This is a genomic window from Klebsiella pneumoniae (assembly GCF_000742135.1).
Classification (GTDB): domain Bacteria; phylum Pseudomonadota; class Gammaproteobacteria; order Enterobacterales; family Enterobacteriaceae; genus Klebsiella; species Klebsiella pneumoniae.
In genome coordinates this window covers 2,841,570-2,864,773 of sequence record NZ_KN046818.1, presented here as the reverse complement: position 1 = coordinate 2,864,773, position 23,204 = coordinate 2,841,570, and the positions used below count along the sequence as shown (strand labels likewise).

The following is a 23,204-nucleotide window of genomic DNA, read 5'->3' as shown; positions in this document are numbered from 1 at the left end:
CCGCCGCGGCGGAGCCTTTGTGAGAGCTCTCACATAACCCGGCAATTGCGATTTGTTACACTTTCCGCCGTCAACAAAGGAATGAAAGTGAGACGCGATGAATACTTTTTCTCTGCCTAAAACACAGCATCTGGTAGTTTTCCAGGAAGTGATCCGCAGCGGGTCAATCGGGGCCGGAGCAAAAGCGTTAGGACTCACTCAGCCGGCGGTCAGTAAAATTATTGGCGACATGGAGAGTTATTTTGGCAGCGAATTAATCGTCCGGCGAAATACCGGCGTCTCGCTCACCGAGGCCGGGCAGGTATTTCTCAACTGGTCAGAAGCGATCACCCGTGAAATGAAAAATATGGTCAATGAAATGAATGCTCTGACCAACAGCGCGGTGGTGGATGTCTCCTTTGGTTTCCCTTCGCTGGTCGGGTTTACCTTTATGTCGGAGATGGTGCATCAGTTTAAAATGACTTTCCCCAAGGCGCGGGTCTCGATGTATGAGGCGCAGCTCTCCGCCTTTTTGCCGGCAATCCGCGACGGGCGCCTCGACTTCGCCATCGGGACGCTGAGCGATGAGATGAAACTGCAGGACCTGCACGTCGAGCCGCTGTTTGAGTCTGAGTTTGTGCTGGTGGCGAACCGGGCGCGGATCGGCAACGGCACCGTCCGCCTGGCCTCGCTCCAGCACGAGCAGTGGGTGCTGCCGGAGACCAATATGGGCTACTACAGCGAACTGCTGACCACCCTGCAGCGCAGCGGTATCCGCCGTGAAAATATCGTTAATACCGATTCGGTGGTGACGATCTATAACCTGGTGCTCAATGCCGATTTTCTGACGGTGATCCCCTGCGACATGACCACGCCGTTTGGCTCGAGCCAGTTTGTCACCATCCCCATTAAAGAGGCCTTGCCGGTGGCGCGCTATGCGGCGGTATGGTCGAAAAATTACCGGTTAAAAACCGCCGCGGCGTCGCTGGTGGAGATGGCGAAACACTATTCCTCGGGGCAGGGCAACCGCCACTGGCAGCCATTACAAATTATTGCGTAACTGAAAGTCGTTAAATAATCCAACACACGTCCTCGCTGTTATCAGCAGGATGACGCCCGGTCATTGACTTTATATTAAGATACAGAGGCCATAATGCATATTACCTACGATCTTCCGGTATCTATTGACGATATTCTCGAAGCGAAACAACGCCTCGCGGGAAAAATATATAAAACAGGTATGCCCCGTTCGAATTATTTTAGCGAGCGCTGCCAGGGCGAAATATTTCTTAAATTCGAAAATATGCAGCGCACGGGTTCATTTAAAATTCGCGGCGCCTTTAATAAACTGTGCGGTTTAACCGCGGCGGAAAAACGCAAAGGGGTGGTGGCCTGCTCAGCGGGCAACCACGCCCAGGGCGTCTCGCTCTCCTGCGCCATGCTAGGCATTGACGGGAAAGTAGTGATGCCGAAAGGGGCGCCGAAATCGAAAGTTGCCGCCACCTGTGATTATTCGGCGGAAGTGGTGCTACATGGCGATAACTTTAACGATACCCTCGCCAAAGCCAGCGATATTGTTGAACTTGAGGGCCGCATTTTTATTCCCCCCTATGACGACCCGCAGGTTATCGCCGGGCAGGGGACGATTGGACTCGAAATATTAGAAGATCTGTATGACGTGGATAATGTCATCGTGCCCATTGGCGGCGGCGGCTTAATTGCCGGTATCGCGATTGCGATTAAATCCATTAACCCGACAATCCGCATTATCGGCGTGCAGTCGGAGAATGTTCACGGCATGGCCGCCTCCTGGTATGCCGGGGAAATCACCAGCCATCGCCACGCCGGCACCTTAGCCGATGGTTGCGACGTCGCCCGCCCGGGGAAACTGACCTATGAAATCGCCCGCCAGCTGGTGGATGACATCGTCCTAGTGAGTGAGGACGACATTCGCCAGAGCATGGTCGCCTTAATTCAGCGCAATAAAGTGATCACCGAAGGGGCCGGGGCGTTAGCCTGCGCCGCGTTATTAAGCGGCAAACTCGACAGCTATATCCAGAACCGCAAAACGGTCAGCCTGATTTCCGGGGGCAATATCGATCTCTCCCGGGTATCGCAAATTACCGGTTTTGTTGACGCTTAATTCAATACATAAGTGAGGACAGGATATGAGTACGACTGAGAGCATTGCATCCAGCCAGACAAGCCTTTCGTCCTGGCGTAAATCTGACACCACCTGGACCCTGGGCCTGTTTGGCACCGCTATCGGCGCCGGGGTGCTGTTTTTCCCGATCCGCGCCGGCTTCGGCGGGCTGATCCCGATCCTGGTGATGCTGGTGCTGGCCTATCCCATCGCCTTTTATTGCCATCGGGCCCTGGCCCGGCTATGCCTGTCGGGGGCTAACCCCTCCGGCAATATCACCGAAACGGTGGAAGAGCATTTTGGCAAAACCGGCGGGGTGGTGATCACCTTTCTGTACTTCTTCGCCATCTGCCCACTGCTGTGGATTTATGGCGTCACGATCACCAATACCTTTATGACTTTCTGGGAGAACCAGCTGCAGATGCCGGCTCTCAACCGCGGGGTGGTGGCGCTGCTCCTGCTGCTGCTGATGGCGTTTGTCATCTGGTTTGGTAAAGACCTGATGGTCAAGGTGATGAGCTATCTGGTGTGGCCGTTTATCGCCAGCCTGGTGGTGATCTCCCTGTCCCTGATCCCCTACTGGAATAGCGCAGTGATTGACCAGGTCAACCTCAGCGATATCGCCTTAACCGGTCACGACGGCATTCTGGTGACGGTATGGCTGGGCATCTCCATCATGGTGTTCTCCTTCAACTTCTCGCCGATCGTCTCCTCGTTTGTGGTCTCCAAACGCGAAGAGTATGAAGCGCAGTTTGGCCGCGAGTATACCGAACGCAAATGCTCACAGATCATCTCCCGGGCCAGCATGCTGATGGTGGCGGTGGTGATGTTCTTCGCCTTCAGCTGCCTGTTTACCCTCTCACCGCAGAACATGGCGGACGCCAAGGCCCAGAATATCCCGGTGCTCTCCTATCTGGCGAACCACTTTGCCTCGATGTCGGGCACCAAATCCACCTTTGCCGCCCTGCTGGAGTATGGCGCGTCGATCATCGCCCTGGTGGCCATCTTCAAATCGTTTTTCGGCCACTATCTCGGCACGCTCGAAGGGCTGAACGGTCTGATCCTGCGCTTTGGCTATAAAGGGGATAAAACCCGGGTCTCCAGCGGCAAGCTCAATACCCTGAGCATGGTGTTCATCATGGGCTCGACCTGGGTGGTGGCGTATGCCAACCCCAATATCCTCGACCTGATTGAGGCCATGGGCGCGCCGATTATCGCCTCGCTGCTGTGCCTGCTGCCGATGTACGCCATTCGTAAAGCGCCTTCGCTGGCCAAATACCGTGGCCGTCTCGACAACCTCTTTGTGACCGCTATCGGTCTGCTGACCATCCTCAACATTGCTTACAAACTGTTCTAATCCGGCTCAGGCCACGCGGAGTACAACATGACTGAATTTCCGGTAGTACTGGTGATTAACTGCGGCTCGTCGTCGATCAAATTTTCCGTCCTGGACGCCGCAAGCTGCGACTGCCTGCTCAACGGCGTGGCCGAGGGCATCAACGCGGAACGGGCGTCTCTCTCGCTCAACGGCGGCGAGCCGGTGGCGCTGGCGCAGCGCGGCTACGAAGGCGCCCTGCAGGCGATTGCCGGAGCATTAGCCCAACGCGACCTCATCGACAGCGTGGCCCTGATTGGCCACCGCGTCGCCCACGGCGGCGACCTGTTCACCGAGTCGGTCATTATTAGCGAGGAGGTTATCAATAACATTCGCCAGGTATCGTCCCTGGCCCCGCTGCATAACTACGCCAGTCTCAGCGGCATCGCCTCGGCGCAGCGGCTGTTCCCGGAGGTGATGCAGGTGGCGGTCTTTGATACCAGCTTTCACCAGACCCTGGCCCCGGAAGCTTTTCTCTATGGTCTGCCGTGGGAGTATTACCAGAATCTCGGGGTACGCCGCTACGGTTTCCACGGCACCTCGCACCGCTATGTGTCCCAGCGCGCCCTGGCGCTGCTCGGGTTGCCGGAGCAGGAGAGCGGCCTGGTGATCGCCCACCTGGGCAATGGCGCCTCGATCTGCGCGGTGCGTAACGGCCGCAGCGTGGACACCTCGATGGGGATGACGCCGCTGGAGGGGCTGATGATGGGCACCCGCAGCGGTGATGTCGACTTCGGCGCCATGGCGTGGATTGCCGGGGAAACCCGGCAGACCCTCAGCGACCTGGAGCGGGTAGCCAACACCGCCTCCGGCCTGTTGGGGATCTCCGGTCTTTCCTCCGACCTGCGGGTGCTGGAGCAGGCGTGGCATGAGGGCCATGCCCGCGCCCGCCTGGCGATTAAAACCTTTGTCCATCGTATCGCCCGCCATATTGCCGGCCACGCCGCGGCGCTGCAGCGTCTCGACGGCATTATTTTCACCGGCGGGATTGGCGAGAACTCGGTGCTGATCCGTCGGCTGGTGAGCGAGCGGCTGGCGGTCTTTGGCCTTGCGATGGACGCCGCCCGCAATCAGCAGCCCAATTCGGCCGGCGAGCGCCTGATCTCCGCCGACGGCAGCCGGGTGCGCTGCGCGGTTATTCCTACCAATGAAGAGCGCATGATTGCCCTCGATGCGATCCGCTTAGGCCGGATCCACACCGCGGTGGCGCTGGCCTGACTTTTTATTCTGTAGAGAGACGATGTTCATGAAAGTAGATATCGATACCCAGGATGTACGATACGCCGACGCCTGGCTGGGCTTTCGCGGTACGGCGTGGCAAACGCAGATCGACGTTCGCGACTTTATTCAGCATAACTACACCCCTTACGAGGGCGATGAGTCTTTCCTCGCTAACGCGACGCCAGCGACCACCGCCCTCTGGGAGCAGGTGATGGCCGGGATACGCGTCGAGAACGCCACCCATGCGCCGGTGGATTTCGACACCAATGTCGCCACCTCCATCACCGCCCACGCGGCGGGCTATATCAACCAGCCGCTGGAAAAGATCGTCGGCCTGCAAACGGACCAGCCGCTGAAGCGCGCCCTGCATCCTTTTGGCGGCATCAAGATGATCAAAAGCGCCTTCGAGGCCTATGGTCGCGAAATGGATCCTGACTTTGAGTATCAGTTTACGGCGCTGCGTAAGACCCACAATCAGGGCGTTTTTGACGTCTATTCCCCGGATATGCTGCGCTGCCGCAAATCCGGGGTGCTGACCGGGCTACCGGACGGCTATGGCCGCGGACGGATCATCGGCGATTACCGCCGCGTGGCGCTGTACGGCATTCGCTACCTGGTCCGCGAACGTGAGCTGCAGTTTGCCGACCTGCAGCCGGCCCTTGAGCGCGGCGAGGCGCTGGAGGCCACCCTGCGCCTGCGCGAGGAGCTGGCCGAACAGCGGCGCGCGCTGCTGCAGATGCAGGAGATGGCGGCCCGCTACGGCTGCGATATCTCTCACCCGGCGCGCACTGCCCGGGAGGCGGTGCAGTGGCTCTACTTCGCCTACCTGGCGGCGGTGAAGTCGCAGAACGGCGGCGCCATGTCGCTGGGGCGCACGGCCACCTTCCTCGACATCTATATCGAACGCGATCTGCGCGCCGGTTTATTGAATGAGGAGCAGGCCCAGGAGCTCATTGACCACTTCATCATGAAGATCCGCATGGTGCGTTTCCTGCGCACCCCGGAATTTGATTCGCTGTTCTCCGGGGATCCCATCTGGGCGACGGAGGTGCTGGGCGGCATGGGGCTGGATGGTCGCACCCTGGTCAGCAAAACCACCTTCCGCTATCTGCATACTCTGCATACCATGGGCCCGGCGCCGGAGCCGAACCTGACCGTGCTCTGGTCGCAAGCGCTGCCGGCGGCGTTTAAAAAATATGCCGCCCGGGTCTCTATCGCCACCTCGTCGCTGCAGTATGAGAACGACGATCTGATGCGCAGCGATTTTCACAGCGACGACTACGCCATCGCCTGCTGCGTCAGCCCGATGGTGATCGGCAAGCAGATGCAGTTCTTCGGCGCCCGCGCCAATCTCGCCAAAACGCTGCTCTACGCGATTAACGGCGGGGTGGATGAGAAACTGAAGATTCAGGTGGGGCCGAAAACCGCACCGTTGCGCGATGAGGTGCTGGACTACGACACCGTGATGGCCAGCCTCGACCACTTTATGGACTGGCTGGCGGTGCAGTACATCAGCGCGCTGAACATCATCCATTGCATGCATGATAAGTACAGCTACGAGGCGGCGCTGATGGCCCTGCACGACCGCGACGTCTACCGCACGATGGCCTGCGGCATCGCCGGCCTGTCGGTGGCAGCGGATTCGTTGTCGGCGATAAAGTACGCCCGGGTGAAGCCGGTGCGCGATCACCACGGGCTGGCGGTGGACTTTGTCATTGAAGGCGACTATCCGCAGTACGGCAACAACGACGATCGGGTCGATGCCATTGCCTGCGACCTGGTGGAGCGCTTTATGCGCAAAATTCAGGCGCTCCCCACCTGGCGTCAGGCGGTGCCGACCCAGTCGATCCTGACCATCACCTCCAACGTGGTATACGGCCAGAAAACCGGCAACACCCCGGACGGACGTCGGGCGGGGACGCCGTTCGCTCCGGGGGCCAATCCGATGCATGGCCGCGACCGGAAAGGGGCGGTGGCGTCGCTGACCTCGGTGGCGAAACTGCCGTTTACCTACGCCAAAGATGGCATCTCGTATACCTTCTCCATCGTGCCGGCGGCGCTCGGCAAAGCCCCGTCAGCGCAGGAAAACAACCTGGTGGGCCTGCTGGACGGCTACTTCCACCACGAGGAGACGGTGGAGGGGGGACAGCATCTCAACGTCAATGTGCTGAACCGGGAAAAGCTGCTCGATGCGATAGAACACCCGGAGCAGTATCCGAATCTGACGATCCGCGTCTCCGGCTATGCGGTCCGCTTTAACGCGCTGACCCGCGAACAGCAGCAGGATGTGATCTCCCGAACGTTCACCAGTCAACTCTGAGCGGCCACCGGGTCACAGGAGAGCCTTTAACGGGCTCTCCTGTTATCATCTTCACATTACCGCAACAAAATAATCACCACTGTTGATCATATTCGCATTTTTGCACCACGCTGGCGCGCAGCGACCGCTAACTGCATCTATGTTTAGCTCACGGGCCGGTACGGATACCGCGTTGTCCGGCTCGCCACGTGATGGCAACCGATCTCCTGACCTGAAAGGGAATGCGCCCTTGCCGGATGCGGCACGGGTTGCCGTCGCGTGCGTACCGACCGGGGCGACTGTTCTCCGGTGTTCCACTCCTTCCTGGCGGGATTTTTGCTTCTTCCACCCTGGCCGTCCTGGCGCTGCGCCAACGTCGGCACCACACGGTAAGTGATATTTTCTGCGTCATTCCATGACGCCAGGCTTTACATCGCTGAGGAATATCCGAATGTCTTTGAAACTGAAAACAATGACGCTTCATGTTGTGATAGCAGGTTGTATGAGCATGGCCTTTTACGCCCAGGCAGACGTGAAGATCGGCGTCGCCGGGCCCTTTACCGGCCCCAACGCCACCTACGGCGCCCAGTACTGGAAGGGAGCCTCGCAGGCGGTGGCCGATATCAATGCCGCCGGCGGCATCAAAGGCGAAAAGATTGTGCTGGTGCAGGGGGATGACGCGTGCGAACCGAAGCAGGCGGTGGCGGTGGCCAACCGGCTGGTGGATGAAGCGAAAGTCTCCGCCGTGGTGGGGCACTTTTGCTCTTCCTCAACGATGCCGGCCTCCGAGGTATATGACGAAGCCGGGATCCTGACCATTACCCCCGGCTCGACCAACCCGCAGATCACCGAGCGCGGCATGAAAGATCTCTTCCGCATGTGTGGTCGTGACGATCAGCAGGGGGCGATCGCCGCCAACTATATGCTGGACGTGCTGAAGGCGAAGAAAATCGCCGTCATCCACGATAAAGACACCTATGGTCAGGGGCTGGCCGATGCCACCCGCGCGGCGCTGGCGAAGCGGGGTACGAAAGAAGTGTTGTACGAAGGCCTTTCCCGCGGTGAAAAAGACTTTAACGCCCTGGTGACCAAGATCGGCGCCCTCAAGCCGGACGTGGTCTACTTTGGCGGCTGCCATCCGGAAGCGGGCCCGCTGGTGCGCCAGATGCGCGAGCAGGGGGTGCAGGCCAAATTCTTCTCCGGCGACTGTATCGTCACCGAGGAGCTGGTCACGGCCGCCGGCGGGCCGCAGTTCACCAACGGCGTGCTGATGACCTTTTGTCAGGATCCGCGCACCCTCCCGGACGGCAAAGCGGTGATCGAGAAGTTCCGCGCCAGCGGCTTTGAGCCGGAAGGTTATACCCTCTACGCCTACGCCTCCATTCAGGCTATCGCCGCGGCCTGGAATGCCGTCGGTACCGATAACGCCAAAGCCAGCGACTGGCTGAAGAGCCACGACGTCGAGACGGTGATGGGCAAGAAAGCCTGGGATGGCAAAGGCGACCTCAAGGTGTCCGACTACGTGGTCTATCAGTGGGACGACAAGGGCAAATATCACCAGCTCTGATCGGCCACGACCTGAGGACGCTCTGTCCTTTTGACTTGCGAATTGTCACATGACGACGGTTGACCGGGAACGGAACCCGGCGGCCGTCTGCCTGGCGGCTGGAGGGGCTATGACGGCGTTTTTTCTGCAACAACTGATCAATGGGCTGACGCTGGGCGCAGTGTACGGCTTAATCGCCATCGGCTACACCATGGTGTATGGGATCATCGGCATGATCAACTTCGCCCACGGCGAGGTGTATATGGTCTCCGCCTACCTGTGCGCCATCGGCCTGGCGCTGCTCTCTTTCTTCGGGATCCACTCCTTTCCGCTGCTGATTTTCGCCACTCTGGTGTTCACCATCGTGGTCACCGGCGTATACGGCTGGGCGATCGAGCGCATCGCCTACCGGCCGCTGCGCAACTCGACGCGGCTGGCGCCGCTGATCTCGGCTATCGGGATGTCGCTGATCCTGCAGAACTATGTCCAGCTGAGCCAGGGGCCGAACCAGCAGGGGATCCCGACGCTGCTTAGCGGCGCGTTGCGCATGACGGTGGGCGATGGGGTGGTGCAGATCACCTGGACCAAGGTGTTTATTCTCGTCGCGGCGCTGGTGGGGATGCTGATCCTGACCTGGATTATTCAGTATACCCGGCTGGGGCGCATCTGCCGCGCCACCCAGCAGGACCGGCGCATGGCGGCGATCCTTGGCATCAATACCGACCGGGTGATCTCCCTGGTGTTTGTCATCGGCGCGGCGATGGCCGGTCTGGCCGGCGTGCTGGTGACCATGAACTACGGCACCTTCGACTTCTATATCGGATTTATTATCGGCATCAAAGCCTTCACCGCCGCGGTGCTGGGCGGGATCGGCTCGCTGCCTGGCGCGATGCTGGGTGGTCTGCTGCTTGGGGTGGCCGAAGCCCAGTTCGCCGGGCTGGTGAATTCGGATTACAAAGATGTCTTTTCCTTTGCGCTGCTGGTGGCGATCCTGATTTTTCGCCCGCAGGGGCTGCTGGGACGTCCGCTGGTGGCCAGGGTCTAAGGAGGCTTTATGGGTGAAATTACGCGCCAGCCTGCGCGGGCTATCCAAAATGCACTGATCGACAGCGTACTGGCCGGCCTTTGCGCGTTAATTGTCTTTGGCCCGATCGTCGGCGTGGTGCTCAAAGGGTATGGTTTTACCCTCGCGCCTGCGCGGGTGGCGATTCTGGTGGCGGTGGTGATGGCCGGCAGGCTGGCGCTCAGTCTGCTGCTGCAGAGCCACAGGGGAAAAGCCTTTATTGCCCGCTTTGAGGGGGCGGATGACGGGGTGTACGTCCGGCCGCCGGGCTACCGCTCGCGGCTGCGCTGGATAATACCGCTGCTGGTGGGGCTGGCCATTGTCTTTCCGTTTCTCGCCACAAAATATCTGCTGACCGTGGCCATTCTTGGGCTGATCTACGTTCTGCTTGGCCTGGGGTTGAATATTGTGGTGGGCCTCGCGGGCCTGCTCGATCTGGGCTATGTGGCGTTTTACGCCATCGGCGCCTACGGCCTGGCGCTGGGCTACCAGTACCTGGGACTTGGCTTCTGGGCGATGCTGCCGCTGGGGGCGGTGATGGCGGCTCTCGCCGGGGCGTTGCTGGGCTTTCCGGTGCTGCGTATGCATGGCGACTATCTGGCCATCGTCACCCTCGGCTTTGGCGAAATTATCCGCCTGGTGCTCAACAACTGGGTGAGCTTCACCGGGGGCCCTAACGGCGTACCGGTGCCATCCCCCACGCTGTTTGGCCTCGAGTTTACCCGCCGGGCGAAAGATGGCGGCATCCCCATCCATGAGTTTTTCCACGTCAGCTACAACCCCAACCTGAAATTCATCTTTCTCTACGCCGTGCTGTGTCTGGTGGTGATGCTGGTGCTGCTGGTGAAGCATCGCCTGACGCGGATGCCCATCGGCCGCGCCTGGGAGGCGCTGCGCGAGGATGAGATCGCCTGTCGAGCGATGGGGCTCAATCACGTGCTGGTGAAGCTCTCGGCGTTTATGCTCGGCGCGTCGACGGCCGGCATCGCCGGGGTGTTCTTCGCCAGCTATCAGGGGTTTGTTAACCCGACGTCGTTCACCTTTTTTGAGTCGGCGCTGATCCTGGCGATTGTGGTGCTCGGGGGAATGGGCTCCACCCTGGGTGTGGTACTGGCGGCGTTTGTTCTGACGGTCACCCCGGAGCTGCTGCGCGGTTTTGACGAATATCGGGTGCTGCTGTTCGGCGTGCTGATGGTGATGATGATGATCTGGCGGCCGCGCGGCCTGGTGCGCACCAGCCGCAGCGGGGTTGCGTTGCGAAAAGGAGTCGCGCCATGACCGACAGCATCTTACGCGTTGAGCATCTGATGATGCATTTCGGCGGCATCAAAGCGCTGAATGATGTCAATCTGGAGGTGGAGCGGGGGTCGATCACCGCCCTGATCGGCCCCAACGGCGCGGGCAAGACCACGGTGTTTAATTGCCTGACCGGTTTTTATCGGGCGACGGGGGGCAGTATCGTGCTGCGGGCGCGGGAAAAGGTCACCGATGTTATTCAGGTGCTGGGGCAGAAGCTTCACCCGGACGATTTTCTCCACCCGGCGCAGCTGGGGAGGCGGATCTATTACAAGATGTTCGGTGGCACCCATCTGGTGAACCGCGCTGGCCTGGCGCGCACCTTCCAGAATATACGTTTATTCCGCGAGATGTCGGTGATCGAGAACCTGCTGGTGGCCCAGCATACCCAGGTCAACCGCCATCTGCTGGCCGGGATCCTCAATACCCGTGGGTATCGGCAGGCGGAGAGTCAGGCGCTGGATCGCGCTTTTTACTGGCTGGAGGTGGTGGAGATGGTGGACTGCGCCAACCGTCTGGCGGGGACCCTCTCCTACGGACAGCAGCGGCGGCTGGAGATCGCCCGCGCCATGTGCACCCGTCCGGAGATGATCTGTCTGGACGAGCCGGCCGCCGGCCTCAACCCGGTGGAAACCCAGGCGCTGAGCCGGATTATTCGCTTTCTGCGCCAGCAGCACGGCATTACGGTGCTACTGATCGAGCATGATATGGGGATGGTGATGGAGATTTCGGATCATATCATCGTCCTCGATCACGGGGACGTCATCGCCCGCGGCGCGCCGCAGGCGATCCAGGCCAACGCCAGTGTGATTGCCGCCTATCTTGGCGCTGAGGAAGAGGAGACGCGCCGATGAGCCAGCCTTTGCTTGCCTTTAATGAGGTGGATGTCTTCTACGGGCCGATCCAGGCCCTGAAGCAGGTCTCCCTCACCGTCAACGAGGGGGAGACGGTGGCGCTGATCGGCGCCAACGGCGCCGGTAAATCAACGCTGCTGATGTCGGTCTTCGGCCAGCCGCGCATTGCCGGCGGGGAGATTTTCTATCGCGGGGAGGCGATCAGCCGGAAATCGACCCACTTTATCGCCAGCAACGGCATCGCCCAGGCCCCGGAAGGGCGGCGCATCTTTCCCGATATGACCGTCGAGGAAAATCTGCTGATGGGGACCATTGCCATTGGCAACCGCTATCAGGCCGAGGACAAGGCGCGAATGTACCAGCTGTTCCCCCGGCTGGAAGAGCGGCGGGGACAGCGGGCGATGACCCTCTCCGGCGGCGAGCAGCAGATGCTGGCCATCGCCCGGGCGCTGATGAGCCGACCGCGCCTGCTGCTGCTGGATGAGCCGAGCCTGGGGCTGGCGCCGCTGGTGGTGAAGCAGATTTTTCAGATCCTGCGCGAGCTGACGGCTCAGGGGATGACGCTGTTTCTGGTGGAGCAGAATGCCCGCCATGCCCTCAACCTGTCGGACCGCGCCTACGTGATGGTGAACGGCCAGATCCGCCTGAGCGGTAGCGGCCAGACGCTGCTCAACGACCCGGAGGTGCGTAAGGCATATCTGGGGATCAGCGGCTGAGGGGGTTATTCCCGCGGTTCGTTACGGGTTTTAATGTGCTGCCAGAAACGTTCGGCGGCCTGGTTAAGCCGCGAGCCGGAGCGGTAGAGCCAGGCGCCGATCGGCAGCGACAGGCTCTCATCGAGGATCGTCAGCCGGCCTTCGTCCAGCTCGCGCTGAATGGAGTACTGCGGCAGCCAGCCCACGCCGTCGCCATTGAGGATCATGCGCTTGAGCAGCTCGCTCATGGAAGAGACAAAGGTGAGAGAGAAGGTGATCTCCGGCGTGCGGTCGATCACCTGGTTCACCTGGCGCCCCATATAGCTGTCGTTGGCGTATTTCATCAGCGGCAGCACGCCGCGATGTAAATGAAACAGCGGGCGGCCATGTTCGTCGCAGGGGGAGACCAGGTGCAGATAAGAATCAAAAATTTTATGATTAATAAACGGATAGTTCATCAATTCTTCATTATAGAAGGAGAGGATAAAATCGCTTTTTCCCTCTTTCAGGTTAAATACGGCGTCGTTGACGTTAATCGATTCAACATGAAAAGTCTTATTTTTACGGTCGGTGTAACCGGCGATGATCTCGGGCAGTAATAACACCGACAGCGAAGGGGCGGCGTCGATCCTTATTTTCTGGGTAGTGTTATTTAAGCCTTTAATACGGCTGATCTGAAAATCCATGTCATCGAGCATATTTCGCGCATAGCCGACAAAAATTTTCCCGCGGTTGGTCAGCTGCAGAGGGTTGGCGCTACGATCGAAGATGCTGAATCCGAGGGAAGCCTCCAGCGACTGGATGCGTCGACTGAACGAGGACTGAGAGATGTTGCGGGCTTTGGCCGCCAGGGTAAAGCTGCGCGACTCCTCGAGGGCAATCACATCATACAGCCATTTTACTTCCAGATTTGCCAACACCGATCCAGTCCTCAAAAACGCAATAAAGGCTATGCAATTTTAGCATAGCGCATAGAAACTATGCAATTAACATAATTATCGACAGGTGTTAACATTTTTTGGAAAGTTGAGATTTATGAATGCATATCGGCGACCCTACATGAGCACGATATGAAATCGCGACTCACGGTTATTTATTGCTTTATTTCATTGTCCAGGACTTATCTTATTAAATAGCCGGCGACGATGACGAAAGCAATGAATAACCCAGGCCTCTTACCTTAAATAGTTTGTCAGGAGTTCCATGTCACAACAAATTGAATCAGTAAAAATGGCTCTGCAGGAGCTGGGGATTAATGCAAGCGGCGAATTCTTTTACAACCCTGATTACGATTTGCTTATTGCACATGAAACCTCTCCTGAGCTGACCGGCGCGGCCCGCGGCGTGATGACCGACTCTGGCGCTGTGGCTGTTGATACCGGGATCTTCACCGGCCGTTCGCCGCGCGATAAATACATCGTCCGCGACGAACAGACTCGCGACACCGTCTGGTGGGCAGACTCCGGCCTCGGCCGCAACGACAACAAACCGTTATCGCCAGACGTGTGGCGCAGCCTGAAAAGCCTGGTCGCGGGCCAGCTGAGCGGCAAAAAACTGTACGTCATCGACGCCTGGTGCGGCGCCAGCCCGGACACCCGTCTTGGCGTACGCTTCGTCACCGAGGTGGCGTGGCAGGCCCACTTTGTCAAAAACATGTTTATCGTGCCAAGCGCCGACGAGCTGGCCAGCTTTACGCCAGACTTCGTGGTGCTCAACGGCGCGGGCTGCACCAATGCCAACTGGCAGGCGCAGGGGATGAACTCCGAGAACTTTGTCGCCTTTAATCTCAGCGAGCGTATTCAGCTCATCGGCGGTACCTGGTACGGCGGCGAAATGAAGAAAGGGCTGTTCTCGGTCATGAACTACCTGCTGCCGCAGAAAGGCATCGCGTCGATGCACTGCTCGGCCAACCGTGGCGAAGCAGGGGACGTGGCGCTGTTCTTCGGCCTCTCCGGGACCGGGAAAACCACCCTGTCGACCGATCCGCATCGTCAGCTGATTGGCGATGACGAGCACGGTTGGGACGATGACGGCGTGTTTAACTTCGAAGGCGGCTGCTACGCTAAGACCATCAATCTCGATCCGCAGGCGGAGCCGGAGATTTATGGCGCCATCCGCCGCAATGCGCTGCTGGAAAACGTGGTGGTGCGCGCTGACGGCAGCGTGGATTATGCCGACGGCAGCAAAACCGAAAACACCCGCGTCTCCTATCCGCTGTCGCATATCGACAATATCGTCAAGCCGGTGTCCCGCGCGGGCCATCCGTCGAAGGTGATTTTCCTTGCCGCCGATGCGTTTGGCGTCCTGCCGCCGGTCTCCCGTCTGACCACCGAGCAGATGCAGTACCATTTCCTGTCGGGTTTCACCTCGAAGCTGGCGGGCACCGAGCGTGGCATTACCCAGCCGACGCCGACCTTCTCCGCCTGCTATGGCGCGGCGTTCCTGCTGCTTCACCCGACCCAGTACGCCAGCGTCCTGGCGGCGAAGATGGCGGAATCCGGTGCCGAAGCCTGGCTGGTCAACACCGGCTGGAACGGCGAGGGCAAACGCCTGTCGCTGCGCGATACCCGCAGCATCATTAGCGCGATCCTCAACGGCACTACCGGCCCGCTGCGCGAGGAGACCATCCCGGTGTTCGGTCTTGCGATCCCGCAGAGCATTCCAGGGGTAGACAGCGCGGTGCTGGATCCGCGTAATGGCTGGAGTTCAGCGGATAAATGGCAGGAGAAGGCCGAGAGCCTGGCTCAGCTGTTTATGGATAACTTCAAGCAGTACAGCGATACCGAAGCGGGTGCGCGTCTGGCGCTGGCCGGTCCGCAGCTGCAGAAGAGCGCGGTCGAAGCCTGATCCGCGGCCAGCAGGTCGACGCCTGGCGCCGACCTGCTGGCGAGCCGCTTTACTCCGCAAAGGCCCGCAGCGCATCGCCAGTGAGGCGATAACGCACCCACTCATCCTGCGGCTGCGCGCCAATGCTCAGATAGAAATCAATCGCCGGCTGGTTCCAGTCGAGCACGCTCCACTCCAGACGCCCGCACTGACGTTGTACAGCATATTGCGCGATGGTTTTCAGCAGCGCTTTTCCGGCGCCGATCCCGCGATAGTCGGGGGTGACGTACAGATCCTCCATATAGATACCATTGCGTCCAAGCCAGGTGGAGTAGCTGGTGAAGAACACCGCGTAGCCCACCGCTTTACCCGCCACCTCGCAGATCAGCGCTTCGGTTTTGCTGCCGCTGGCAAACAGTGTCTCTCTGATCTCCTCTGGCGTCGTCACTACCTCTTCGGAGGCTTTCTCGTAGACCGCGAGTTCATAAATCATGTCGTAGATAGCGGTGGCGTCGTCCGGGGTGGCCTGGCGGATTGTGATGCTCATGGGTTGTCCTGTATCCATAGTCAAAAGAGAGCAAAATTGCTGACCCTGAGGATAAGCGGTATTGTGAAAAGAATTAAGTGCAATGAAATCAGCAAACGATGAATATTATGCATCCTGTCCTGCGCCGGATTGACCTCAACCTGTTGCCGGTCTTTGACGCGGTCTATCGCTCCCGCTCGGTACGCCTGGCGGCGGAAGAGCTGGCGATGAGCACCTCGGCGCTGAGCCATGCGCTTTCCCGGCTGCGCAGCGCCCTCAACGATCCGCTGTTCTACCGCGAAGGCCACCGGATGTGCCCCAGCGTCTATGCCAGCCAGCTGGCGCCCTCTATCGCTTCGGCGCTGAAGTTTCTCAACCAGGAGCTGACGCCGCCGGCGGCGTTTGTGCCGGCCGCCAGCACCGACTGCATGCAGATTGCGATCACCGATTTCACCGCGTTCTGCGTCTTTCCGACGCTGATGCATCACCTGCAGCGTGAGGCGCCCGGGCTGCGGTTTGAGCTCCGTTATCTGCCCCACAGCCCTGCGCTGACCGAGCTGCTGGCGGGCGAGGTCGACCTGGCCCTCGGGTTCAATACCCCTGACGAGCCAGCCCATCCCGATCTTGAGGAGATTAACTGGCTGCGGGACGAATATGTGGTCATCAGCCAGGCCAACCGGACGGCGCTGACCCTGGACGCCTACCTTGCGGCCCGTCATCTGGTGGTGACCCCGTGGAATGAGCGGCAGGGGGTGCTGGACTGTGAGCTGGAGCGACAGGGCTATTCGCGGCAGGTGGCGATGAAAACCCCCTCGATGCTGAGCGCGCCCTTTATTATTGAGCAGAGCGACCTGTTGATGGCGCTGCCCCGGCGGGCGGCGGAGACGATGGCCCGCGCCGCCCGGCTGACCATTTTCCCGCTGCCGTTTCCGGTTCCGCCGTTTGACGTCAAGATTTACGCCCACCAACGCAGCGGGAAACGCGAGGCTACCCGCTGGCTTATCTCCCTGTTGCAGACGCTGGTGGGGGAGTCCACCGCTTCCTGACGCGCTTTCCAGCCGGCAGGGTATTTCGTTACCCCAGGCCAGGTTTTATGCCTTCAACCCACGGCGACATATCCTGGCCCCGGTCACAAAACGGAAAACTGACTTTTTCGCCGTCACCCGCGGCGTGGTTAGGACGGTGTGTGTTAAATGATTGTATGTAAAAGTAATGTTAATTAGTTAAATGTTATTCATGCGTAAAATGCATTAGTGGATGCGTTTATTACGCTTATTTCGTTCCCGGTTCTGTTTCAGTCTTCAGCGACAGGCGCGCGACAACGCGTGGATAACAAACTGGAGACCTGCATGCATTCAACAACCTCACAGATGAGTACCCGTGACCGGATCGGCGCCATTCTGCGCGTCACGTCCGGTAACTTTCTCGAACAGTTCGACTTTTTTCTGTTCGGGTTTTATGCCACCTACATCGCCCATACCTTTTTTCCGGCGAGCAGTGAATTCGCCTCGCTGATGATGACCTTCGCGGTCTTCGGCGCCGGCTTTTTGATGCGCCCCATCGGCGCTATCGTACTTGGCGCCTATATCGACAAGGTGGGGCGGCGCAAGGGGCTGATCGTCACCCTGTCGATCATGGCCACCGGCACCTTCCTGATCGTGCTGATCCCCTCTTATCAGACCATTGGCCTGTGGGCGCCGCTGCTGGTGCTGATCGGCCGTCTGCTGCAGGGCTTTTCCGCAGGCGCCGAGCTGGGCGGGGTGTCGGTCTATCTGGCCGAGATCGCCACCCCGGGCCGCAAAGGCTTTTACACCAGCTGGCAGTCGGGCAGTCAGCAGGTTGCCATCATGGTGGCAGCCGCGATGGGCTTTGCCCTCAACGCGGTACTGGAGCCGAGCGCTATCAGCGACTGGGGCTGGCGTATTCCGTTCCTTTTCGGCTGCCTGATTGTTCCGTTCATTTTTATCCTGCGCCGTAAGCTGGAGGAGACCCAGGAGTTTACTGCCCGCCGCCATCATCTGGCGATGCGCCAGGTATTCGCCACCCTGCTGGCGAACTGGCAGGTGGTTATCGCCGGGATGATGATGGTGGCGATGACCACCACCGCGTTCTACCTGATCACCGTCTATGCCCCGACCTTTGGTAAAAAGGTGCTGATGCTCAGCGCCTCTGACAGCCTGCTGGTCACGCTGCTGGTGGCGATTTCCAACTTCTTCTGGCTGCCGGTGGGCGGGGCGCTGTCCGACCGCTTTGGCCGCCGATCGGTGCTGATCGCCATGACCCTGCTGGCGCTGGCTACCGCCTGGCCTGCGCTGACCATGCTGGCGAACGCCCCGAGCTTTTTGATGATGCTGAGCGTGCTGCTGTGGCTGTCGTTTATCTACGGCATGTACAACGGGGCGATGATCCCGGCGCTGACCGAAATTATGCCCGCCGAAGTGCGCGTGGCAGGTTTCTCGCTGGCCTACAGCCTGGCGACCGCGGTGTTTGGCGGCTTCACGCCGGTGATTTCCACGGCGCTGATTGAGTATACCGGTGATAAAGCGTCTCCCGGCTACTGGATGAGCTTTGCCGCCATCTGCGGTCTGCTGGCCACTTGCTACCTCTATCGCCGTAGCGCCGTTGCGCTGCAGACGGCACGTTAATCAGGGAGAAGATGATGCGTAAAACGACAGGAACCCTGCTAGCCACGCTGCTGCTGGCCGCCACCGGCGGCAGCGCGTTGTCCGCTGAGGTCACCGTGATGATCTCCGGCGGCTTCAAAGCGGCGCTGGAAAAGCTGGCCCCGGCGTGGGAAAAACAAACCGGCAACCACCTCGTGGTGATCCCTGGCCCGTCGATGGGAAAAACGCCGCAGGCGATCCCTAACCGTCTGGCGCGCGGCGAACACGCGGACGTGGTGATCATGGTCGGGGACGCGCTGACCAGCCTCGAGAAAGCGGGCCGTACGCAACCGGATTCGCGCCGGGAGCTGGCCGACTCGCCGATCGGCGTGGTGGTGAAGGCGGGGGCGCCGCTGCCGGCTATCCACAACGCAGACCAGCTGCGGGCGACGCTGCTGGCGGCGCCATCGGTCGCGTACTCCGACAGCGCCAGCGGACGCTATGTCAGCTCGACGCTGTTCCACACCCTGGGCATTGATGACGCGATGCAGATTAAAGCGCAGATGGTGGAGCGCATTCCGGTGGCCTCGGAAGTGGCCAAGGGACGGTATGCGATCGGTTTTCAGCAGGTGAGCGAACTGCTGCCGGTGCCCGGCGTAACCTTCGTCGGCGAACTGCCGGATAACCTGCAGTACATCACCCGCTTTGCCGGGGCGGTGACCATCAGCGCCGACCACCCGCAGGAAGGCAAGGCGCTGCTGACGTATCTGGCGTCACCGGCGGCGCAGGAGACCATCCACGCCACCGGTATGCGAAGCGTAGCCGCCGCCGCGCCGGTCAGCCAGAAGGATACTGTTCAATAATCAGCTTCTCCAGCTCTGCCGCCACGTAGGACTGAATACGGCCGCTGAGGCGGATCAGGCCTACCGTACGCGTGACCACCGGGTCGGTGAGCGGCACAGCGCGGAGAACGGAATGCTCCCCGGCGGGCATCGACATCGCGGGCACGGCGGCAATGCCGATGCCCGCTTCCACCATCCCCAGCATCGTGGTGACGTGGCGGGTTTCGCAGATACTTGGCCGCGCCGGCGTCAGATGCGCCAGCTCCCTGTCAAGCAGCATCCGGTTGCCGGAGACCCGATCCAGGCCAATATAATCCTGTTCAAAATACGCCTGCCAGCTTAGGTGCGTGTTGCGCGCCAGCGGATGATCGTGCCGACAGGCGGCCACATAGCGGTCGTCGGCAAGAGGGGTGAATTCGATACTGGCTGGCAGGTTTTTGGCAAAGCAGAGGCCAAAGTCAGCCTGTCCGCTGCTGACCGCCTCGATCACATTCCCGACGCTGCTGTCAATCAACCGGATGCGCACCTGGGGATAACGCGCCTGAAAGCTGCGGATGATTTCCGGCATAAAGTAGTAGGCGGCGGAAGGCACTGTCGCCACCGTCACCAGCCCGGTGCGCGCCTTGCTGACCTGGCTGATATCCGCCAGCACCGTCTCGACATGGGCCAGCAGCTGCTCCGAACGTTCGGCAAAATTTTGCCCATACAGCGTGAGGGTCACCCGCCGGGTGGTGCGATCGAACAGCCGGTTGCCCAGCGCCGTCTCCAGCTTTTCGATGCGTCGGCTAAGGGCCGACTGCGACAGGCAGATGGATTCGGCCGCCAGCCGAAAACTGCCATATTCCATCAGGGCGCGAAAGGCGTAGAGATCGTTGAAGTCAAAATTTACGGGCATGGCGGCATCCTTATCGGCTCTCTGGCGCCATCGCCCCGTCCGGCGAGGGGCGATGGCGGGTAGCATATCGGGCAGGACTTCGGGCGCGCGGGAAACCGCGCGCTAGGGCTTACACCTTAAGCAGTTTTACCGTGGCATCGATATCGATTTCGTCTTCCGAAAAGATCAGGGTTGTCCCCTGAAAGGTGGTGTTCGCCAGCTTTTTCACCGAGCGCATCTCTCCCGGCTGCACCGTGGCTTTTGGCCGGATGCTGTTCATCAGCAGCCCGACCGACAGCACGGCGTTTTCTTTATCGACGCGGGTCTCGACCGGCTCTTCTTCCCGGTACACCACATAGGATTTGATGGAGGTCAGCTTCAACCGCTCGCCGGCAATATAGATATATTTGCTTTCCGGAATGACCTTCACCGCGTAGGCCGACAGCCCTTTATTGTTGGTGGTAGGTTCGAAAGTCACCGCCGCGTCTTTCTTGATAAGATCAGGATTGGCGACCTTAATCACGTGAAAATAACGATTTTCGCCGTTTTCATCTTTGATAAATCCAAAACCTTTATCTTTAAACCACGTTGTGATTGTTCCGTTCATCGCCATTACCGTATTACTCGTTGGTTAACACAAATTTTGCAGCGCGCAGTGTAAAGCACATTGCCTGTACAGGCCATGCCTTTGCGATAAGTGTGGGTGATAAATGACGCCGCCGCGAGGGCGGATTGTGCGCCAGCATCGTGCCGGTGGGCAAAATGGGGTACTATCGCCAGCCACTCCTTCTTCGGGCCGCCTGATGTCCACCATTATCGATACCTTTGTCGCACCGCCGTGCCGCGAACAGATCACCCTCTTGTATCAGGACGAACACCTGGTGCTGATCAATAAGCCCGCCGGGCTGCTGAGCCTGTCGGGCAAAGATCCGCGCAACCTCGACTCCGTGCATCACCGGCTGGTTCAGCGCTTTCCGGGCTGCACCCTGGTGCACCGCCTGGACTTCGGCACCTCCGGCCTGATGGTGATCGCCCGCAACAAGGGCATTAACGCCTTGCTGTGCCAACAGTTCAGCCAGCGCACGGTGGACAAGGTCTATACGGCGCTGCTGTGCGGCCACCTGGCGGAAGATGAGGGGATAGTGGAGGCGGCAATCGCCAAAGATCCGGCCCGTTTCCCGCGCATGGCGCTCTGCGCCCGCCACGGCAAACCGGCGCGTTCGCGCTATCGGGTCATAGACCGCCTGTATCAGGCGCGAGAAGGCGAGAGGGCGCTGGCGTTAACCCGGGTGACGCTCACCCCGGAGACCGGACGGACCCATCAGCTGCGTATTCACTGCCAGCTGCTGGGCTATCCGATCCTTGGCTGCGATCTGTACGGTGGCCGGGAGCTGCCCGGCACGGAACAGGCTCCGCGGCTGATGCTGCACGCCAGCGAACTGCGCTTTGTCCACCCCGTCAGCCATGAGCCGATGCATATCCAGCAGGCGAGCCCGTTTTGATCGCCCGCGGCGGGAAAGCCCGGGGTTACCACATCAGATCGTCGGGCACCTTAAAGTCGGCGTACGGATCGTCTTCATCCTGCTCATCCTGACTCAGGGCGCTGTGCAACACGATGCTGCTGGCGTCGCGCTGGGCAATTTTCTCAGCCACTACCGCCGGAATAATCGCATATTCACCTTCGGGCTTGTTATCCACCGCCAGGCGGGCAATCGCCAGACGGCCGTTAATCAGCTGGGTCTGGGTGGGCTTGTCGACCATGATTTTTTTGATCAGATTATTATCGGTATAGTTAAAGCCGATATCGCCCCGGGCGACCGTAATGCGGTTCATCTCGATCAGCTGCTTTACCTGGGCTTTATACTCTTTCGCCAGCACCGCCTGCTTTTGCTGCTCGCTAAGCTGTTTATCACGCTCCAGCTGGGCTTTTTTATTTTCTTCCACCGCTTCCCGGGCCTCACGGGCCTGAACGCGGGATTTTTTCGCCGTTCTCTGGACTTTAGCCATTTTTTTGCTGCTGACCAGGCCGGCTTTGAGCATCTGCTCTTGTAAGGTGAGTTTTGTCATCTGCGTGTCTGAAACTGAGGAAACATCTGGCAAGTATACCTGCATTGGCAGAAACGACGCCAGACTCGCGATCGCGCTGGGCTGCTGTACCATGCCGCGCAGCGCGGCGGGGGATTACCCCCGGGGCTGAAGCTGATAAATCCAGGCGCTGATCTGCTGTCCATCGTCGGTGGTCACTTCCACCGGCACCCGATCGTACCCCTCCTCAAAGTCGTCCAGCATGGGCCAGTGCGCCGCCAGCCGATCGGACAGGAACAGATAGCCGTTGACCCGTGGGCCGTGAGCGTCGAGGACGATCCCCGGGAAATCGGCGGCTGCGCCCCAGCCGCGCGCGTAAAAGGTGCCGGTGACGTAGCCGGGACGCCACTCGCCCCCGATCGCCTCCAGAATATGCGCATTGCTGCGACCGGGACAGAGCGTCCCATAGACAAATAGCGGTTTCATTTTCTCTCTCTCGTTCGCCCTGATACCCGCCCACAGCGGAGCGGGAAACCAAAATACGGGGTAATGCAGCGCCTGGCAATGGCCGGGTGGGGCGGGGCACTCCTCCGGGTATCTGGCAGTTGCCGGGGGAGATTCTGGACTCAGCGCTACTGAGGGTATATCGATTGCGGTGATATTTTTATTATTATTTATATTTAAGGTAAATATAAATATTCCTGACGGAGGGATTAATTCGCTAATTAATATTCAACAGGAAAATAATAAAAGGGTCGCTTATGGAATATTCCTTCTACATGTGATGACCGAGAGCAATAAAGCTACCTTGGGTTGAATTCAGATATTATTTAGGGCCAGGCGTTACCTCCCCCTGACTCTTTCGCTTTATGATAAACATCCCTTGACCAAAAAATACCATCTGACTTCGAAACTCTCGCGGGCAGGGGAGATATTTCCTTTCCCTGAAGCGGCAGGTAATAAATCCAGCCGAACACACGGCGGATGAGGGATATCCGTCCGGGCATTTGGTCCTGTCTGCAGACCAATGAAAGTGA

Annotated in this window: 23 protein-coding genes; 16 read left to right on the top strand and 7 right to left on the bottom strand. The window is 59.5% G+C overall.

Annotated features, from left to right (window positions below):
* Positions 1-97 precede the first annotated feature (97 nt).
* The 5 genes from tdcA (at position 98) to pflB (ending at position 7,038) form a co-directional block, all read left to right on the top strand.
* Positions 98-1,039: a transcriptional regulator TdcA gene (gene tdcA / locus DR88_RS11970; protein ID WP_002910764.1), complete on the top strand. Its 942-nt coding sequence runs from the start codon at positions 98-100 to the stop codon at positions 1,037-1,039.
* Positions 1,040-1,132: 93 nt separating this feature from the next.
* Complete coding sequence (tdcB, locus tag DR88_RS11975; protein ID WP_002910762.1) at positions 1,133-2,122, top strand: bifunctional threonine ammonia-lyase/L-serine ammonia-lyase TdcB; 990 nt, start codon at positions 1,133-1,135, stop codon at positions 2,120-2,122.
* Positions 2,123-2,147: 25 nt separating this feature from the next.
* Positions 2,148-3,479: a threonine/serine transporter TdcC gene (gene tdcC, locus DR88_RS11980; RefSeq protein WP_004148809.1), complete on the top strand. Its 1,332-nt coding sequence runs from the start codon at positions 2,148-2,150 to the stop codon at positions 3,477-3,479.
* A gap of 27 nt (positions 3,480-3,506) precedes the next feature.
* Positions 3,507-4,715 carry a propionate kinase gene (gene tdcD / locus DR88_RS11985; protein WP_004148808.1) on the top strand — a complete coding sequence of 403 codons (1,209 nt, stop codon included), beginning with the start codon at positions 3,507-3,509 and terminating at the stop codon, positions 4,713-4,715.
* Positions 4,716-4,743: 28 nt separating this feature from the next.
* Positions 4,744-7,038: a formate C-acetyltransferase gene (pflB, locus tag DR88_RS11990; RefSeq protein WP_004152312.1), complete on the top strand. Its 2,295-nt coding sequence runs from the start codon at positions 4,744-4,746 to the stop codon at positions 7,036-7,038.
* A 51-nt stretch (positions 7,039-7,089) separates the two neighbouring features.
* Here the strand turns inward: pflB and DR88_RS30835 are convergent, their stop codons facing one another.
* Positions 7,090-7,236 carry a hypothetical protein gene (locus tag DR88_RS30835; RefSeq protein ID WP_004225356.1) on the bottom strand — a complete coding sequence of 49 codons (147 nt, stop codon included), beginning with the start codon at positions 7,234-7,236 and terminating at the stop codon, positions 7,090-7,092.
* Positions 7,237-7,525: 289 nt separating this feature from the next.
* On the opposite strand from DR88_RS30835, the gene DR88_RS11995 reads away from it, so the two are divergent.
* The 5 genes from DR88_RS11995 to DR88_RS12015 all read left to right on the top strand — a co-directional run bounded on the left by DR88_RS11995 (position 7,526) and on the right by DR88_RS12015 (position 12,492).
* Positions 7,526-8,584, top strand: coding sequence for a branched-chain amino acid ABC transporter substrate-binding protein (locus DR88_RS11995; protein WP_164993474.1), 1,059 nt, complete (start codon positions 7,526-7,528; stop codon positions 8,582-8,584).
* A gap of 109 nt (positions 8,585-8,693) precedes the next feature.
* Entirely contained in the window at positions 8,694-9,608 is a 915-nt protein-coding gene (locus tag DR88_RS12000) for an ABC transporter permease subunit (protein WP_025862014.1), read from the top strand.
* A gap of 9 nt (positions 9,609-9,617) precedes the next feature.
* On the top strand, positions 9,618-10,904 hold the full coding sequence (gene livM, locus DR88_RS12005; RefSeq protein ID WP_004148804.1) for a high-affinity branched-chain amino acid ABC transporter permease LivM: 1,287 nt from the start codon (positions 9,618-9,620) through the stop codon (positions 10,902-10,904).
* Positions 10,901-11,776, top strand: coding sequence for an ABC transporter ATP-binding protein (locus tag DR88_RS12010; RefSeq protein ID WP_004148803.1), 876 nt, complete (start codon positions 10,901-10,903; stop codon positions 11,774-11,776). Before livM ends, DR88_RS12010 begins: the two co-directional genes overlap by 4 nt.
* Entirely contained in the window at positions 11,773-12,492 is a 720-nt protein-coding gene (locus DR88_RS12015) for an ABC transporter ATP-binding protein (protein ID WP_004175491.1), read from the top strand. The genes DR88_RS12010 and DR88_RS12015 overlap by 4 nt, the downstream gene beginning before the upstream one ends.
* Before the next feature lie 5 nt (positions 12,493-12,497).
* Here DR88_RS12015 and DR88_RS12020 read toward each other — a convergent pair whose 3' ends face one another.
* On the bottom strand, positions 12,498-13,391 hold the full coding sequence (locus tag DR88_RS12020) for a LysR substrate-binding domain-containing protein (protein WP_002910720.1): 894 nt from the start codon (positions 13,389-13,391) through the stop codon (positions 12,498-12,500).
* A gap of 283 nt (positions 13,392-13,674) precedes the next feature.
* Here DR88_RS12020 and pckA point away from each other — a divergent pair, with 283 nt between their 5' ends.
* The gene (gene pckA / locus DR88_RS12025) at positions 13,675-15,318 is read left to right on the top strand and encodes a phosphoenolpyruvate carboxykinase (ATP) (RefSeq protein WP_004148802.1); all 1,644 of its coding nucleotides are present in this window, start codon (positions 13,675-13,677) and stop codon (positions 15,316-15,318) included.
* Positions 15,319-15,367: 49 nt separating this feature from the next.
* Here pckA and DR88_RS12030 read toward each other — a convergent pair whose 3' ends face one another.
* Positions 15,368-15,844, bottom strand: a complete 477-nt coding sequence (locus tag DR88_RS12030; protein WP_025862016.1) for a GNAT family N-acetyltransferase — start codon at positions 15,842-15,844, stop codon at positions 15,368-15,370.
* 98 nt (positions 15,845-15,942) lie between these two features.
* Here DR88_RS12030 and DR88_RS12035 point away from each other — a divergent pair, with 98 nt between their 5' ends.
* The 3 genes from DR88_RS12035 to DR88_RS12045 all read left to right on the top strand — a co-directional run bounded on the left by DR88_RS12035 (position 15,943) and on the right by DR88_RS12045 (position 19,289).
* Positions 15,943-16,869 (top strand): LysR family transcriptional regulator, encoded by a 927-nt coding sequence (locus DR88_RS12035; protein WP_002910715.1) that lies wholly within the window; start codon positions 15,943-15,945, stop codon positions 16,867-16,869.
* 303 nt (positions 16,870-17,172) lie between these two features.
* Positions 17,173-18,468 carry an MFS transporter gene (locus DR88_RS12040; protein WP_004175494.1) on the top strand — a complete coding sequence of 432 codons (1,296 nt, stop codon included), beginning with the start codon at positions 17,173-17,175 and terminating at the stop codon, positions 18,466-18,468.
* A gap of 11 nt (positions 18,469-18,479) precedes the next feature.
* Positions 18,480-19,289: a substrate-binding domain-containing protein gene (locus tag DR88_RS12045; RefSeq protein WP_025862017.1), complete on the top strand. Its 810-nt coding sequence runs from the start codon at positions 18,480-18,482 to the stop codon at positions 19,287-19,289.
* Here DR88_RS12045 and psrA read toward each other — a convergent pair.
* Together psrA and DR88_RS12055 are read right to left on the bottom strand one after the other, a co-directional pair.
* Positions 19,264-20,163, bottom strand: coding sequence for an L-proline-binding transcription factor PsrA (gene psrA / locus DR88_RS12050; protein WP_020801945.1), 900 nt, complete (start codon positions 20,161-20,163; stop codon positions 19,264-19,266). The genes DR88_RS12045 and psrA overlap by 26 nt on opposite strands.
* A 109-nt stretch (positions 20,164-20,272) precedes the next feature.
* Positions 20,273-20,755, bottom strand: a complete 483-nt coding sequence (locus DR88_RS12055) for a cold-shock protein (RefSeq protein WP_025862018.1) — start codon at positions 20,753-20,755, stop codon at positions 20,273-20,275.
* Positions 20,756-20,945: 190 nt separating this feature from the next.
* On the opposite strand from DR88_RS12055, the gene DR88_RS12060 reads away from it, so the two are divergent.
* Positions 20,946-21,644 carry an RluA family pseudouridine synthase gene (locus DR88_RS12060; RefSeq protein ID WP_002910654.1) on the top strand — a complete coding sequence of 233 codons (699 nt, stop codon included), beginning with the start codon at positions 20,946-20,948 and terminating at the stop codon, positions 21,642-21,644.
* Positions 21,645-21,669: 25 nt separating this feature from the next.
* Here DR88_RS12060 and DR88_RS12065 read toward each other — a convergent pair whose 3' ends face one another.
* Both DR88_RS12065 and DR88_RS12070 read right to left on the bottom strand, forming a co-directional pair.
* A complete protein-coding gene (locus DR88_RS12065; RefSeq protein WP_025862019.1) occupies positions 21,670-22,209 on the bottom strand; it encodes a DUF2058 domain-containing protein in 540 nt (179 codons plus the stop codon).
* A 114-nt stretch (positions 22,210-22,323) separates the two neighbouring features.
* Positions 22,324-22,653: a gamma-glutamylcyclotransferase family protein gene (locus DR88_RS12070; RefSeq protein ID WP_002910650.1), complete on the bottom strand. Its 330-nt coding sequence runs from the start codon at positions 22,651-22,653 to the stop codon at positions 22,324-22,326.
* 112 nt (positions 22,654-22,765) lie between these two features.
* Here DR88_RS12070 and DR88_RS31680 point away from each other — a divergent pair, with 112 nt between their 5' ends.
* Positions 22,766-22,984 (top strand): hypothetical protein, encoded by a 219-nt coding sequence (locus DR88_RS31680; RefSeq protein WP_153582896.1) that lies wholly within the window; start codon positions 22,766-22,768, stop codon positions 22,982-22,984.
* Positions 22,985-23,204: the final 220 nt, after the last annotated feature.